We start from the raw sequence: 13,921 nt of genomic DNA, 5'->3' as shown, positions 1-13,921 counted from the left end.
AGGGAAGGCTCACCGGCGTCGGCCCGCCTCAGGCGTAGAGATCGAGGCCAAGCACCTCGGCAGCGTCGGGGTCGACGGCAAAGCTGGCGGTCAGGTTGTAGCTGGCCAGCGCCTGCGCCGCCCGGCTGGACAGCGGGCGCTCGGCTGCCGCCTCGTAGCGGATCGGCCGGTAGAGCTCGCCGGCCAGGGCCACCGGCTCGCTGCGCGTGCTTTCACGGGCGGGGCGCTGGCTGTCGTTGCGGCTGGTGCCCGCCTCGGCCTCGCGCAGCCGCTGCGCCGCCTGCCGGCTCTCGCCATAGGGCGTGACCGCGCTGCCCGGGCGGGCGGGGCGCTCCAGCGGATAGGCGGGAATCGGAAGGCCGTTGATGCGCATCATGCAACCTGGTGGGAAAGGCCGGGCGACTCTACTGGGCGCCCGTCAGTCTGACAATGGCAGCGCTCATGCGTGCGCCTTCGGCGTGGCGACGTTGTCGCGCAGGTACACCGGCTGCGCCTGCTCGGCCTCGACCGCCTCGCCGCGCGTCCAGGCGAAGGTCGCCAGGCGCAGCAGGTCCTCGGCATGCGGCAACAGGGTCGCATCATGCGCCTCGACCGCCACCGGCAGGCGCCCGGCATAGGCCCAGCCGGTACCCGCGCCGAACCAGGCGTCCGCCGCGTCGCGCGGCAGGGCCACCGCCTCGGGCGGCAGCACCGCCTCAAGGCCGGCCAGGCGCATCTCGCCGTCCTGCTCGCGATAGCAGCCCCAGTAGACCTCGTCCATGCGTGCATCGATGGCCACGGCGACCTGCCGCACGCCGCGCTCGCGCCAGGCGCGCTGGGCGATGCAGGCCAGGTCGGAGACCGGCAGCACCGGCCGCTGCAGGGCGAACGCCAGGCCCTGGACCACGCCGATGGCGATACGCACGCCGGTGAAGGCGCCCGGCCCGCGGCCGAAGGCGATGGCATCCAGCGCGCTGGCTGCGATACCCGCTTCGTCGAGCAGCTCGCGGACCATCGGCAGCAGGCGCTGGGCATGCAGGCGCGGGATCACCTCATAGCGGCTCAACAGCTGGCCGTCGTGCAGCAGGGCGACGGAGCAGGCTTCGGTGGCGGTATCCAGGGCCAGCAGCGTGGGCATCGGCAATGTGTCCGGGTCGGTCGAAGGGGCGGCGATTGTACCCCAGAGCCCGGCGCGGCAAGGAGCCCGGCGGGCGAAAAGCAGAACGGCCCGCAAGCGGGCCGTCCGGGGCTACCAGGGGGTGCGCTCAGCTCAGCGCAGCGAGCACCTTGGCGGTGATCTCTTCCACCGAGCCGACGCCTGCGATGCAGCTGTACTTGGGCGTGCCTTCCTCGGCGGCCAGCTTCTGGTAGAAGTCCACCAGCGGCTTGGTCTGCGAGTGATAGACGCCCAGCCGGTGGCGGACGGTCTCCTCGACATCGTCCTTGCGCTGGATCAGCTCCTCGCCGGTGATGTCGTCCTGGCCCTCGACCTTCGGCGGGTTGTGCTCGGTGTGGTAGACGCGGCCGGAAGCCGGGTGCACGCGGCGACCGGACATGCGGCTGACGATTTCCTCGTCGTCCACGGCGATCTCCACCACGTGGTCGAGCTTGACGCCCGCGGCCTTCAGCGCCTCGGCCTGGGGGATGGTCCGCGGGAAGCCGTCGAACAGGAAGCCCCTGGCGCAATCGGGCTCGGCCAGGCGCTCCTTGATCAGCGCGATGATGATCTCGTCGGAAACCAGGCCGCCGCTGTCCATCACGTCCTTGACCTGCAGACCGAGCGGGCTACCCGCCTTGACGGCCGCCCGCAGCATGTCGCCGGTGGAAATTTGCGGGATACCGAACTTCTCGGTGATGAAGCGTGCCTGGGTGCCTTTTCCGGCACCGGGCGCTCCCAGCAGAATCACACGCATGGATGAGTCCTCGAAGATTTACGAAAGGCGTCTCGCCAGCAGCGTTGGCTGGCGAATCAAAGAGTCCGGTGTGCCGCTATGCGACAAAAGGTTGAACACGATACACAGCGCACCCAAACGGCACAAGCGGTCACAAAATGGCCGCGTTTCGCCCACCTTGGCAGCGTGATCGCGCCCCCGTGCAGGCGTTGCGCCAGCCTGGGGCTGCCGTGCGGGCCGCCCACAGGCCTGCTCAGCCGGTGTTGCGCAGCCCCGCCGCGATCCCCGCGACGCTGACCAGCAGGGCCTGTTCCAGCGGGCTTTCCGGCGGCTTCTGCTGCTGCCGCGAGCGGCCGAGCAGCTCGATCTGCATCAGGTGCAACGGATCGAGATAGGTGTTGCGCAGGCTGAAGGCTTCCTGGGTCTCGGGGCTGTGGTCGAGCAGTTCGGACTGGCCGGTCAGCTGCAGGACCGAACCGACCACCTGCGACAATAGGTCACGCAGATGCGCGCCCAGCGGGCGCAGCCCGTCCTCGACCAGATGCTCGTCGTAGCGCTGGGCGATCTCGGCGTCGGCCTTGGCCAGCACCATCTCCAGCATGTCGATGCGGGTGGTGAAGAACGGCCACTCGCGGCGCATGGTCTGCAGCCGCTCGCCCTCGCCGCCGGCCAGGGCCTTGCCCAGCGCACTTTCCCAGCCGAGCCAAGCGGGCAGCATCAGGCGCGTCTGGGTCCAGGCGAAGATCCAGGGAATCGCGCGCAGGCTCTCGACGCCACCCTCGCGGCGCTTGGCCGGCCGGCTGCCCAGCGGCAGTCGGCCCAGTTCGCCTTCGGGGGTCGCCTGGCGGAAATAGGGCACGAACTGCGGGTGGTCGCGCACTACCTCGCGGTAGGCCTGCACGCCGTCCGCGGCCAGCCGTTCCATCAGCTCGCGCCAATCGTCGCGCGGCAGCGGCGGTGGCAGCAGGGTCGCCTCCAGCACTGCCGCCAGGTAGAGGTTGAGGTTCTGCTCGGCGATGTCCGGCAGACCGAACTTGAAACGGATCATCTCGCCCTGCTCGGTGGTGCGGAAGCGCCCGGCCACCGAGCCCGGCGGCTGCGACAGGATCGCCGCATGCGCCGGGCCGCCGCCCCGGCCGACGGTGCCGCCGCGGCCATGGAACAGCAGCAGCTCGACCGCGTGCCGGCGGCAGACCTCCACCAGCTCCTCCTGCGCGCGGTACTGCGCCCAGGCGGCAGCGGTCGTGCCGGCGTCCTTGGCCGAGTCGGAGTAGCCGATCATCACCTCCTGCGGCCCGTGCAGCCGGCAGCGGTAGCCGTGCAGGCCGAGCAGGCGGTCGATCACCGGCGCCGCGTGGTTGAGGTCGTCCAGCGTCTCGAACAGCGGTACCACGCGCATCGCGCGCTCGAGCCCGGCCTCCTTGAGCAGCAGCTGCACGGCCAGCACATCCGAGGCGCAGCGCGCCATGGAGATCACGTAGGAACCCAGCGAAGCCGCCGGCGCCTCGGCGACCACCCGGCAGGTATCCAGCACCTCGGCGGTCTCCGCGCTGGGGCGGAAGTTGCACGGCAGCAGCGGGCGCCGGCTGTCGAGTTCCTGCAGCAGGAAGGCCAGGCGCTGCTCCTCGTCCCACTCGTCGTAGCGGCCCAGGCAGAGGTATTCGGTGATCTCGGCCAGCGCCGCGGCATGCCGCGCGGCATCCTGGCGGATGTCCAGGCGCACCAGCGACAGGCCGAAGGCCCCGATCCGACGCAGGCAGTCGAGCAGCGCGCCTTCGGCGATCACGCCCATGCCGCAGGCATGCAGCGAGCGGTAGCAGAGCTCCAGCGGCTTGCGCAGCTCCGCGGCGTCGTGCAGTACCGCCGCCGGCGGGCGCTGGTCCTGGCCGGTGGCGCTGGCGGCCCAGTCGCGGGTGGCGATCAGCCGCTGGCGCAGCCGCTTGAGCAGCACGCGGTAGGGCTCGGCGCTCTCGCCGCTCTGCGCCAGCAGTTCGTCGCTGGCCGCCTGCATCGACAGGGCGGTGATCAGGTTCTCGACATCGCGCAGGTACAGCTCGGCCGCCATCGAGCGCGCCAGCAGCAGGACCTCGCGAGTGACCTGGGCGGTGACGTTGGGGTTGCCGTCGCGATCGCCGCCCATCCACGAGGCGAAGCGGATCGGTGCGGCCTCCAGCGGCAGGTGCTGGCCGGTGGCCTGGCACAGCGCCGCGTCGACCTGGCGCAGCACGTTGGGCAGCGCCTGCCAGAGCGAATTCTCGATGGCGGCGAAGCCCCACTTGGCCTCCTCCACCGGGGTCGGCCGGTTGCGCCGAATCTCCTCGGTGTGCCAGACCTCGGCGATCAGCCGCTGCAGGCGCAGCTCGCTGCGGGCCAGCTCGGCGGCGGTCAGGTCGGTGTGATCGCGGGCCGCCAGTTCGGCGGCGATGGCGTCGTATTTCTGGATCAGCGTGCGCCGCGACACCTCGGTCGGATGCGCGGTGAGCACCAGCTCGACCTCCAGCCGACCGACCTGCCGGGCGAGGAACTCGTCGCCATGGCCGGCCGCCTTCAGCCGGCCCAGCAGGTCGGGCAGCACCGAGGCCTCGAACGGCTGCGGCTCGCCGGCCTGGCGGCGACGCACGCGGTGGTACTGCTCGGCGATGTTGGCCAGGTTGAGGAACTGGTTGAAGGCGCGCGTCATCGGCAGCAGCTCGGCCTCGTCCAGGCTGTCGAGGGTTTCGGCCAGCTGCTGGGCGCCCTCGCTGGAGCCCTGGCGCGCGGCCTTGGCACCCTTGCGGATGCGCTCGATCTTGTCCAGGAAGTCATCGCCGTGCTGGTCGCGGATGGTCCGGCCGAGCAGTTCGCCGAGCAGGTGCACGGTTTCGCGCAGTCGTACATCGATCGTTGCCATCGTCGTCTCCTGGAAGCCGGCCGGCGGGGCCGGTCGCGCTGTGAAAAGCCCCTGGCCGGGCTACGCTGAACATAGACTCCATTCAGAGTGCCCAGCATGCGCAGCCTCTGGCAAGCCTGCCCGGCACGGCATTTCCCGCAGGCCAGAGGAGCCACCATGAAGATCTCCGAACTCGTCAGCACCTGGGAACGCGAAGCCCGCGGCACCCTGACCTCGACGCGCTACAGCATCGCCCTGGACGTGGAAAGCGCGGCACGCCTGGCGGCGCTGGCGCAGATGTATCCCAAGCGCAGCACCGAGATGCTGCTCGGCGAGTTGGTCGGCGCCGCGCTGGAGGCGGTCGAGAGCAGCCTGCCCTACGTGGCCGGCCCGCAGGTGATCGCCACCGACGAACAAGGCGACCCGATCTACGAGGACGTCGGCCCGACGCCGCGCTTCCTCGAACTTTCGCGCATGCACCTGCAGCGCCTGCTGCAGGAAGACTCTGCCTCCTGAGCGGCGCAACGCTCTAGCACGGCCCTCCCCTGCCTGCATCGCAAGGTGCGGGCGCCGCCGTTCGGACTGAACGATCGGCGCGCGCTGCTTTCACAAAATTATGTCCGGCCTCGGCATGCGCTGATCGAAACCGCGTAGCGACGCCGTGCAAGCACTTTTTGTCAGGCAATTCCCCCTGGAGGCTGACCAATGAAGACAACCCGCGTCGAGAGTTCCGTATCCCGTTTCCAGCTACCCAAGCTGGCCGCCGTCGCCCTGGGTGGGCTGCTGCTGGCCGCCTGCGCCGGCAACCCGCCGAAGGAGCAGTTCGCCGTGACCGAGTCGGCGGTACGCGAGGCGGTCAGTGCCGGCGGCACCGAGTACGCCCCGGTGGAAATGCGCGCCGCGCAGCAGAAGTGGCGACAGGCCGAGTTGGCCATGCAGAAGGAGGAATTCGACGAGGCGCGCAAGCTGGCCGAGCAGGCCGAGTGGGATGCCCGGGTCGCCGAGCGCAAGGCGCGCGCCGCCAAGGCGCAGAAGGCCGTCGACGAGGCCCGCCAGGGTGTCGAGGACCTGCGCGAAGAAAGCATGCGCGGCCTGCAGTAATCGCCTGACCGTCCAACTTCCAGCCAAAGGATTTCAACATGCACAAGCTAGTTACCGTCCCTTCCCTGCTGGCGCTGAGCATCGGTCTGGTTGCCTGCGCCTCGCAACCCAACGAAAACCTGGAAAAGGCCCGCGCCAGCTTCACCACGCTGCAGGGGGACGGCCGCTCCGCCGAACTCGCCGCGCTGGAGACCGAAGACGCCAGCAAGGCCCTGGAGCGTGCCGACCAGGCCTACATGGACGATGCCGATGAGGAGAAGGTCGACCAGCTCGCCTACCTGGCGCAGCGGCGCGTCGAGTTCGCCGAACAGACCATCGCCCTGCGCGACGCCGAGCGCAGCCTGGAGAAGGCCTCCACCGCCCGTGCCGAAGCGCGGCTGCAGGCGCGCGATGCGCAGATCCGCAAGCTGCAGCAGGATCTGCAGGCCAAGCAGACCGAGCGCGGCACCCTGGTGACCTTCGGCGACGTGCTGTTCGACCTCGACCGGGCCGAGCTCAAGCCCGGCGGCATGCGCAACGTGCAGAAGCTCGCCGACTTCCTCAACGAGAACAAGGAACGCCAGGTGATCGTCGAGGGCTACACCGACAGCACCGGGTCGGACAGCTACAACCAGCGCCTCTCCGAGCGCCGTGCCGATGCCGTGCGCATGGCCCTGGTGCGCATGGGCGTCGAGGCGCAGCGGATCGTCGCCCAGGGCTACGGCGAGCAATACCCGGTAGCCAGCAACGACAGCACCTCGGGACGGGCCATGAACCGCCGCGTCGAGGTGACCATCTCCAACGACAACCAGCCGGTACAGCCGCGCTCGTCGATGCGCTGAGCGGACGCCGCGGCGAGAAAAGGCCCGACACGCCTGGCGTGCCGGGCCTTCTTCGTTTGTCCCCGCGCGAAGCGGCGATCTCAGCGAGACAGCTCGCCCGACCCGAGCAGGCGCCGGTACAGCGCCTCGATCTCCCTGGAAAACGCCACCAGCACCACGCGCGCCACCTGGCCGCGGCGCAGCCCCGCGCTGACCTCGCGAACGGCGATGGCCGCCGCCTGCTCCGGCGGGTAGCCGTAGACGCCGCAGCTGATCGCCGGGAAGGCGATGCTGGCCAGGCCGTGCGCCTCGGCCAGCGCCAGGCTGTTGCGATAACAGGCCGCGAGCAGCCCGGCTTCGCCCTGGCTGCCGCCACGCCAGACCGGGCCGACGGTGTGGATGATCTGCCGCGGCGCCAGGGCGAAGCCCGGCGTCAGCCTGGCCTCGCCGACCGGACAGCCGCCGAGCCCACGGCAGTACTCGGCCAGTTCCGGCCCCGCGGCACGGTGGATGGCGCCGTCCACGCCGCCGCCACCGAGCAGGCTGGCATTGGCCGCGTTGACGATGGCATCCACCTCCAGGCGGGTGATGTCGCCACGCCAGACGTCGGGCTTCACTGCGCCGGCTGGCCCGACGGCACCGGCTGCTCCATGCAGCGCACCGCCCGCTTCTTGTTGTCCACCAGCACGCCGGTCAGGCCCTTCTGCTGGGTATCGAACAGCACCAGCACGCCATCGATGCACTGCGCCACCTGGTCGGCCGGCTTGAGCGAGACCTTGTAGTCCTCGCCGGGGATGGTCTTGAGCATGGTGAAGTCGGAGAGCAGCAGGGCGTCCTGCGGCTTGGCGAAGTGCAGGTAGCCGTAGTGCCAGAGCACGGCGACCGTGAGTACCACGGTGCCGATGGCGGTGAGGATCAGCGGGATGGGGTTGCGTTCGGACATGTCAGGCTCGGCAGCAGAAAAAGGCGTTCAGGGTAGCAGGCACCAACGGGGCGATCAGCTGCCGCCGGCACGGGTCTCGCCACGTGCCTGCACGGTGGCCTCGTACACCCGCTCGGCCAGGCGCGAGAACGGCAGGCTCTGGATCCACACGCTGCCGGTGCCCTTGAGGGTGGTCAACAGCAGGCCCTCGCCACCGAACAGCATGCTCTTCAGCCCGCCGGCGAGCTGGATGTCGTAGTCGATGCCGTCGCTGAAGGCCACCAGGCAGCCGGTGTCCAGGCGCAGCGTCTCGTTGTTCAGCTCCTTGCGGATCACCGTGCCGCCGGCGTGCAGGAAGGCCAGGCCATCGCCCTCCAGGCGCTGCAGGATGAAGCCCTCGCCGCCGAAGAAACCGGCGCCGATGCGCTTGCTCAGCGCGATGCCGACCCGGGTGCCATAGGCGGCGCAGAGGAAACTGTCCTTCTGGCAGGTCAGCCGGCCGCCGAGGGCGGCCAGGTCCACCGGCACCACCGTGCCCGGATAGGGCGCGGCGAAGGCGACCCGCGCCTGGCCACGGCCGGCGTTGGTGAAATGGGTGAGGAACAGCGATTCGCCGGTGAGCATGCGCTTGCCCATGCCCCACAGCTTACCCAGCATGCCGCTGGCCGAACCGTCGCCCATGCGCGCCTCGAAGCGCACGCCGTCGGTCATGTAGTTCATCGCCCCGGCTTCGGCGATCACCGTCTCGTCGGGGTCGAGGATGATCTCGACGCTCTGCGCCGAGGTGCCGAGGATTTCGTATTCGAGCTGATGGCTGGGCATGGGTGGACCTTCGGATCGTGGCATGGAGTGGATTGCGCCGGACCGAGCCACCGCCGCGGTGGCTGGCACTAGACAGCGGGTACGCAGGGCCTGGCGATCTTGCCGCCCTACAGGATGTTGGCGTAGTCGGCTTCGATGCGGTCCAGGCTCAGGTGGTTGAGGAAGTTGGAGAAGCACATCCAGGCCGACAGCGCGTTGAGATCCTGGAACTGCGGCGGCAGGTACCTGGGCGGCACCACCATGCCCTCGTCGACCAGCTGGCGCAGGGTACGCATGTCCTCCAGGGTGGTCTTGCCGCAGAACAGCAGCGGGATCTGCTCCAGCCGGCCCTTGCGCACCGCGAGCTGGATGTAGTTGTAGATCATGATGAAGCCCTTCAGGTAGGACAGGTCCTTGGTGAAGGGCAGGCCGGCCGGCGTCGAGCCGCGGAACACCCGGCTGGCGTTGCTGTAGCACTCGTCCTCGGCATAGCCCTGGTCACGGAAGAAGGCGAACACCTCGAGGAAATCCGCACCCTCCTCGGCCATGTGAATGGCGCGGGTGCGGTTGGTCAGCTTGCGCAGGCGCGTCGGGTAGGAGGCGAAGGCGATCACCTCCATGAGGATCGCCAGGCCTTCCTGGGTCACCGTCGAGGACGGCGGGCCCTTGGCCAGGAAGGTGCAGATCGGCTGGTTCTGGCCGTTGAGCGTGGTGCCGACGTGCACCAGCCCCTCGTGCACCTCCAGCGCACGGATGTCGCGCTGGTTGAACAACGCGTCGCTGCGGATCTTGATGTAGTCGGCGCCGGCGGCGGCATCGGCGAGGATGCCGTCGGACTCGAACACGCGGATCACCCCTTCGCCTTCGCCGAACACCGCGTCCAGGCGCTTTTGCAGCAGCTCGACGGCCTGCTGGGCGTTGAGCGTCTTCGGCTCGTCCTTCAGGTCGCCGCGGTCGGCGATGTTGTTCAGGTAGTCCGAGAGCATCAGGCCGAGGTCGGCGAGCGTCGGGTCGCCGGCATGGAAGGCATCGGAGGCCGCGCCGTAGAGCTCCTGGGAGATCATGCCGAAGTCCGGCGTGCCACGCGCCTCGAGCATGCGGATGACCATGCGGTATTCCTTGCACATGCGCCGCATGATCTGCCCGACCGGGTTGAACTGGCCGAGCTGGCGGGTGATGTCGCGCTCGATGTCCTGGAATTCCTGCTTCTTCGCACTGGAGTCGTAGGCCAGCGGCCGCGCCTCGTAGTAGGCGCGATCGACCGGCGGCAGCTCGCGGCCCTTGGCCAGGAAGAAGCGCTGGCGGATGTCGTCTTCCCACTTCACCGCGTCGAGCACCCGCACCGGGGTCTGCGCCAAGACGATGCGCTCGGACAGGTCGCGCACGATGCGTTGATAGTCGTCCAGGTTGTCACGCGTGTTCATCGTGGTTCCTCAGGCGCGTCTCAGCTGTATAGGCGCGGGCGCCGCCGGCGGCAAGCCCGGCCGCGCCGCCGCGGGCAGGGCGCGGTGACCGCCCTGCCCTTCCGGCGTCAGACCTCCGGGCGCATGTGCGGGAAGAGGATGACGTCGCGGATCGACGGCGAGTTGGTCAGCAGCATCACCAGGCGGTCGATGCCGATGCCCTCGCCGGCAGTCGGCGGCATGCCGTATTCCAGCGCGCGGACGAAGTCGGCGTCGAAGTGCATGGCCTCGTCGTCACCGGCATCCTTCTCGGCCACCTGGGCGTGGAAGCGCTCGGCCTGGTCCTCGGCGTCATTCAACTCGGAGTAGGCATTGGCGATCTCGCGGCCGCCGATGAACAGCTCGAAGCGGTCGGTGACGCTCGGGTCCTGGTCGTTGCGGCGCGCCAGCGGCGAGACCTCGAACGGGTAGCGGGTGATGAAGGTCGGCTGCTCGAGCTTGTGCTCGACGGTCTCCTCGAAAATCATCACCAAAAGCTTGCCCAGCCCCTCGTGGCCGAGGACCTTGGCACCGGCCTTCTTCGCCAGCGCGCGGCAGGTCTCCAGGTTCTCGAGGTCGGCCTCGCTGATGTCCGGGTTGTACTGCAGCACCGCGTCGCGTACCGACAGCCGCGCGAACGGCTCGCCGAAGTGGAACAGCTTGTCGCCGTAGGGCACGTCGGTGCTGCCGAGCACGGCCTGGGCCAGCTCGCGGAACAGCGCCTCGGTCAGGTCCATGTTGTCTTCGTAGTCGGCGTAGGCCTGGTAGAACTCGAGCATGGTGAACTCGGGGTTGTGCCGGGTCGAGACGCCTTCGTTACGGAAGTTGCGGTTGATCTCGAAGACCTTCTCGAAGCCGCCGACCACCAGGCGCTTGAGGTACAGCTCCGGGGCGATGCGCAGGAACATCGGCATGTCCAGCGCGTTGTGGTGCGTCTCGAACGGCTTGGCCGCGGCGCCGCCGGGGATGGTCTGCAGCATCGGGGTTTCCACTTCGAGGAAACCGCGCTCGTTGAGGAAGCGGCGGATGTGCGCGATCACCTGCGAACGCACGCGGAAGGTCTGGCGCACGTCCTCGTTGACGATCAGGTCGACGTAGCGCTGGCGATAGCGCTGCTCGGTGTCGGTCAGGCCGTGGAACTTGTCCGGCAGCGGGCGCAGCGACTTGGTCAGCAGGCGCGCACCCTGCAGGTCGACGTAGAGGTCGCCCTTGCCGGAGCGCGCCAGCGTGCCCTCGGCGGCAACGATGTCGCCCATGTCCCAGTGCTTGATCGCCTCGAGGGTGTCTTCCGGCAGGGTCTTGCGGTTCACGTACAGCTGGATGCGGCCGCTGCTGTCCTGGATGACGATGAAGGCCCCGCGGTTGAGCATGATGCGCCCGGCGACGCTGACCTTGATCTGTTTGCCTTCGAGCTCTTCCTTGCCGGCCTCGGCGTACTGCTGCTGCAGGTCGGCCGCCAGGCTGTCGCGGCGGAAGTCGTTGGGGAAGACGATCGGCTGTTTCTCGCGCAGCGCGGCGAGTTTTTCCTTGCGCTGGGCAATCAGCTTGTTCTCTTCCTCGTGGATGGCGTGCTCGTTCAGCGGTTGTTCGCTCATGGTCGGTGTTTTCCGGTCGCTCGGGTCCGCGGACCCCTGGTTTGGCTAGCTAATATCGGTTGGCGCTGGCAGTCGGTCAGCCTGGCCGGCCGCTGCGCGGGGGTGCGAGAGGCCGGTGGCACGCCTCTCGCCCCGGGCAGCGGCCGGGCTTACAGCCCCTGCTTGAGGCTGGCTTCGAGGTACCCGTCGAGGTCGCCGTCGAGCACCTTCTGGCAATCGCTGCGTTCCACGCCGGTGCGCAGGTCCTTGATGCGCGAGTCGTCGAGCACGTAGGAACGGATCTGGTGACCCCAGCCGATATCCGACTTGCTGTCTTCCAGCGCCTGAGAGGCGGCGTTGCGCTTCTGCATCTCCAGCTCGTACAACTTGGCCCGCAGCATCTTCATGGCGGTGTCCTTGTTGGCGTGCTGCGAGCGCTCGTTCTGGCAGGCCACCACGGTGTTGGTCGGCACGTGGGTGATACGCACCGCCGAGTCGGTGGTGTTGACGTGCTGGCCACCGGCACCGGAGGAGCGGTAGGTGTCGATGCGCAGGTCGGCCGGGTTGATCTCGATCTCCACCTTGTCGTCGATCTCGGGCGATACGAATACCGCCGAGAACGAGGTGTGGCGACGAGCGCCGGAGTCGAACGGGCTCTTGCGCACCAGGCGGTGCACGCCGATCTCGGTGCGCAGCCAGCCGAAGGCGTATTCGCCCTTGATGTGTACGGTGGCGCCCTTGATACCGGCGACCTCGCCCTCGGACAGCTCGACGATCTCGGCGCTGAAGCCGCGCTTGTCGGCCCAGCGCAGGTACATCCGCAGCAGGATGTTGGCCCAGTCCTGGGCCTCGGTACCGCCGGAGCCAGCCTGGATATCGAGGTAGCAGTTGTTGGGGTCCATCTCGTGGCTGAACATGCGGCGGAACTCGAGCTTCTCGAGAATTTCGCGCAGGCGCTCGACTTCGGCCACGATATCGCTCACCGCGCCTTCGTCGTTTTCTTCGGCGGCCATGTCCAGCAGGTCGCGCGAATCGGCCAGACTGCCGGTGAGGTCGTCGATGGTCTCGACGATCTGCGCCAGGGTGGCGCGCTCACGGCCCAGGCCCTGAGCGTATTCGGGCTTGTTCCAGACGTTCGGGTCTTCGAGTTCGCGATTTACTTCGACGAGACGATCATGCTTCTGATCGTAGTCAAAGATACCCCCGAATTGTCTGGGTGCGCTCGGACAGGTCCTTGATGCTGTTGAGGATCGGGTTGATTTCCATGGCGTTCGGCTCTCCAGCGGACGGATTCGAAAAGCCGGCGAGTATAACGCCAGCGGCCGGCCGCCAACAGCCCGCGACGGCTGCCGGCAGCCCGGCGGCAGGCCGGGCGGCGTACCCGCCCGGGCGCCCCGCGAGCGGCGGTCGGGATCAGTCCTGCGCGTCCGGCACCTGGCGGATCGGCGTGTCGCGGTGCGCCGCGCGTACGTACTGCGCCGGCCAGGGCACCGAGTTGTCCCGCAGGTGCTCGGCGGCATGCAACGGCCAGTACGGGTCGCGCAGCAGCTCGCGCGCCAGCAGGATCAGGTCGGCCTGGCCGGTACGCAGGATATGCTCGGCCTGCACCGCCTCGGTGATCAGCCCCACGGTGCCGGTGGCCATGCCCGCCTCGCGGCGCACCCGCTCGGCAAACTGCGTCTGGTAGCCGGGGCCGACCGGGATCTCGGCGTTGGCGGCGGTGCCGCCGGAAGACACGTCGATCAGGTCGACGCCCAGCGCCTTCAGTCGCCGCGCCAGCTCGACGGTCTCGTCCGGGTTCCAGCCGTCGGCGACCCAGTCGGTGGCCGACAGCCGGACGAACAACGGCAGCTCCTGCGGCCACACCGCGCGCACCGCCTCGGTGACCTCGAGCAGCAGGCGGATGCGGTTGTCGAACGAGCCGCCGTAATCGTCCTGGCGCTGGTTGGACAGCGGCGAGAGGAACTGGTGCAGCAGGTAGCCGTGCGCCGCGTGCAGCTCGGCGACCTTGAAGCCGGCCGCCAGCGCGCGTTCGGCGGCCTGCACGAAGGCCGTCAGCACGGCGGCGATGCCGGCCTCGTCGAGTGCCGCGGGCACCGCATGCTGCGGGTCGAAGGGAATGCTCGACGGCCCGACCGGTATCCAGCCGCCCTCGGCGATCGGCACGCTGCCGCGCTTGCCGAGCCAGGGCTGCCAGCTGCTGGCCTTGCGCCCGGCATGGGCGAGCTGGATGCCGGCGACCGAGCCCTGCGCCTCGATGAAGCGGGTGATCCGGCGCAGCGGCTCGATGTGCTCGTCGCTCCAGATGCCCAGGTCCTGCGGCGAGATGCGCCCCTCGGGCACCACCGCGGTGGCCTCGATGATCACCAGCCCCGCGCCGCCGACCGCACGGCTGCCCAGGTGCACCAGGTGCCAGTCGTTGGCCATGCCGCCCTCGGCCGAGTACTGGCACATCGGCGAGACGGCTATGCGGTTGGCCAGGGTGAGTTGGCGAATCGTCAACGGCTGGAAAAGCTCGGTCATGGAAACCTCGACTGCAGG

General features: G+C 68.9%; 14 protein-coding genes. 3 read left to right on the top strand and 11 right to left on the bottom strand.

The genetic code is table 11. The features are described from left to right. Positions 1 to 28 precede the first annotated feature (28 nt). The 4 genes from L3N39_RS08300 to ppc all read right to left on the bottom strand — a co-directional run bounded on the left by L3N39_RS08300 (position 29) and on the right by ppc (position 4,761). On the bottom strand, positions 29 to 376 hold the full coding sequence (locus L3N39_RS08300) for a hypothetical protein (RefSeq protein WP_237256856.1): 348 nt from the start codon (positions 374 to 376) through the stop codon (positions 29 to 31). A 63-nt stretch (positions 377 to 439) separates the two neighbouring features. Continuing rightward, positions 440 to 1,117: a tRNA (adenosine(37)-N6)-threonylcarbamoyltransferase complex dimerization subunit type 1 TsaB gene (gene tsaB / locus L3N39_RS08295; RefSeq protein ID WP_237256855.1), complete on the bottom strand. Its 678-nt coding sequence runs from the start codon at positions 1,115 to 1,117 to the stop codon at positions 440 to 442. A 127-nt stretch (positions 1,118 to 1,244) separates the two neighbouring features. Continuing rightward, the gene (gene adk, locus L3N39_RS08290; protein ID WP_237256854.1) at positions 1,245 to 1,892 is read right to left on the bottom strand and encodes an adenylate kinase; all 648 of its coding nucleotides are present in this window, start codon (positions 1,890 to 1,892) and stop codon (positions 1,245 to 1,247) included. Between the two features lie 232 nt (positions 1,893 to 2,124). Beyond that, entirely contained in the window at positions 2,125 to 4,761 is a 2,637-nt protein-coding gene (gene ppc / locus L3N39_RS08285) for a phosphoenolpyruvate carboxylase (protein ID WP_237256853.1), read from the bottom strand. A gap of 156 nt (positions 4,762 to 4,917) precedes the next feature. Between ppc and L3N39_RS08280 the strand changes: the two genes are divergently transcribed. The 3 genes from L3N39_RS08280 to L3N39_RS08270 all read left to right on the top strand — a co-directional run bounded on the left by L3N39_RS08280 (position 4,918) and on the right by L3N39_RS08270 (position 6,662). Beyond that, positions 4,918 to 5,256: a pilin assembly protein gene (locus L3N39_RS08280; protein WP_237256852.1), complete on the top strand. Its 339-nt coding sequence runs from the start codon at positions 4,918 to 4,920 to the stop codon at positions 5,254 to 5,256. Positions 5,257 to 5,445: 189 nt separating this feature from the next. Continuing rightward, positions 5,446 to 5,841, top strand: coding sequence for a DUF4398 domain-containing protein (locus L3N39_RS08275; protein WP_237256851.1), 396 nt, complete (start codon positions 5,446 to 5,448; stop codon positions 5,839 to 5,841). A 38-nt stretch (positions 5,842 to 5,879) separates the two neighbouring features. Continuing rightward, the gene (locus L3N39_RS08270) at positions 5,880 to 6,662 is read left to right on the top strand and encodes a lipotoxin F family OmpA-related lipoprotein LptF (RefSeq protein ID WP_237256850.1); all 783 of its coding nucleotides are present in this window, start codon (positions 5,880 to 5,882) and stop codon (positions 6,660 to 6,662) included. A gap of 80 nt (positions 6,663 to 6,742) precedes the next feature. On the opposite strand, the gene L3N39_RS08265 is transcribed toward L3N39_RS08270, so the two are convergent. The 7 genes from L3N39_RS08265 to L3N39_RS08235 form a co-directional block, all read right to left on the bottom strand. Then, positions 6,743 to 7,258: an O-acetyl-ADP-ribose deacetylase gene (locus tag L3N39_RS08265; protein ID WP_237256849.1), complete on the bottom strand. Its 516-nt coding sequence runs from the start codon at positions 7,256 to 7,258 to the stop codon at positions 6,743 to 6,745. Continuing rightward, positions 7,255 to 7,584 (bottom strand): PA3694 family proteiin, encoded by a 330-nt coding sequence (locus tag L3N39_RS08260; protein ID WP_237256848.1) that lies wholly within the window; start codon positions 7,582 to 7,584, stop codon positions 7,255 to 7,257. The genes L3N39_RS08265 and L3N39_RS08260 overlap by 4 nt, the downstream gene beginning before the upstream one ends. Before the next feature lie 54 nt (positions 7,585 to 7,638). After that, positions 7,639 to 8,385, bottom strand: coding sequence for a TIGR00266 family protein (locus tag L3N39_RS08255; protein ID WP_237256847.1), 747 nt, complete (start codon positions 8,383 to 8,385; stop codon positions 7,639 to 7,641). Between the two features lie 107 nt (positions 8,386 to 8,492). After that, complete coding sequence (locus L3N39_RS08250) at positions 8,493 to 9,788, bottom strand: flavohemoglobin expression-modulating QEGLA motif protein (RefSeq protein WP_237256846.1); 1,296 nt, start codon at positions 9,786 to 9,788, stop codon at positions 8,493 to 8,495. Positions 9,789 to 9,895: 107 nt separating this feature from the next. After that, positions 9,896 to 11,401, bottom strand: coding sequence for a lysine--tRNA ligase (gene lysS / locus L3N39_RS08245; RefSeq protein ID WP_237256845.1), 1,506 nt, complete (start codon positions 11,399 to 11,401; stop codon positions 9,896 to 9,898). Positions 11,402 to 11,550: 149 nt separating this feature from the next. Next, positions 11,551 to 12,646 (bottom strand): peptide chain release factor 2 gene (gene prfB / locus L3N39_RS08240; protein ID WP_237256844.1). Its coding sequence is split into 2 segments (ribosomal slippage): positions 11,551 to 12,573 and positions 12,575 to 12,646, totalling 1,095 coding nucleotides; the frame shifts between segments, so codons are not numbered across the junction. A 147-nt stretch (positions 12,647 to 12,793) separates the two neighbouring features. Further along, on the bottom strand, positions 12,794 to 13,903 hold the full coding sequence (locus L3N39_RS08235; protein ID WP_237256843.1) for an NADH:flavin oxidoreductase/NADH oxidase: 1,110 nt from the start codon (positions 13,901 to 13,903) through the stop codon (positions 12,794 to 12,796). Positions 13,904 to 13,921: the final 18 nt, after the last annotated feature.

The sequence above is a fragment of the Pseudomonas oligotrophica genome, assembly GCF_021726475.1.
Taxonomy (GTDB): domain Bacteria; phylum Pseudomonadota; class Gammaproteobacteria; order Pseudomonadales; family Pseudomonadaceae; genus Stutzerimonas; species Stutzerimonas oligotrophica.
Note: the sequence above shows the minus strand (reverse complement) of the source record. Positions and strands in the feature narration are given on the sequence as shown.

Coding starts and splice junctions, on each gene's coding strand:
- L3N39_RS08270 (WP_237256850.1), top strand. CDS start 5,880: ATGCACAAGCTAGTTACCGTCCCTTCCCTGCTGGCGCTGAGCATCGGT.
- L3N39_RS08280 (WP_237256852.1), top strand. CDS start 4,918: ATGAAGATCTCCGAACTCGTCAGCACCTGGGAACGCGAAGCCCGCGGC.
- lysS (WP_237256845.1), bottom strand. CDS start 11,401: ATGAGCGAACAACCGCTGAACGAGCACGCCATCCACGAGGAAGAGAAC.
- L3N39_RS08260 (WP_237256848.1), bottom strand. CDS start 7,584: ATGTCCGAACGCAACCCCATCCCGCTGATCCTCACCGCCATCGGCACC.
- L3N39_RS08250 (WP_237256846.1), bottom strand. CDS start 9,788: ATGAACACGCGTGACAACCTGGACGACTATCAACGCATCGTGCGCGAC.
- L3N39_RS08255 (WP_237256847.1), bottom strand. CDS start 8,385: ATGCCCAGCCATCAGCTCGAATACGAAATCCTCGGCACCTCGGCGCAG.
- L3N39_RS08275 (WP_237256851.1), top strand. CDS start 5,446: ATGAAGACAACCCGCGTCGAGAGTTCCGTATCCCGTTTCCAGCTACCC.
- L3N39_RS08235 (WP_237256843.1), bottom strand. CDS start 13,903: ATGACCGAGCTTTTCCAGCCGTTGACGATTCGCCAACTCACCCTGGCC.
- adk (WP_237256854.1), bottom strand. CDS start 1,892: ATGCGTGTGATTCTGCTGGGAGCGCCCGGTGCCGGAAAAGGCACCCAG.
- tsaB (WP_237256855.1), bottom strand. CDS start 1,117: ATGCCCACGCTGCTGGCCCTGGATACCGCCACCGAAGCCTGCTCCGTC.
- ppc (WP_237256853.1), bottom strand. CDS start 4,761: ATGGCAACGATCGATGTACGACTGCGCGAAACCGTGCACCTGCTCGGC.
- L3N39_RS08300 (WP_237256856.1), bottom strand. CDS start 376: ATGATGCGCATCAACGGCCTTCCGATTCCCGCCTATCCGCTGGAGCGC.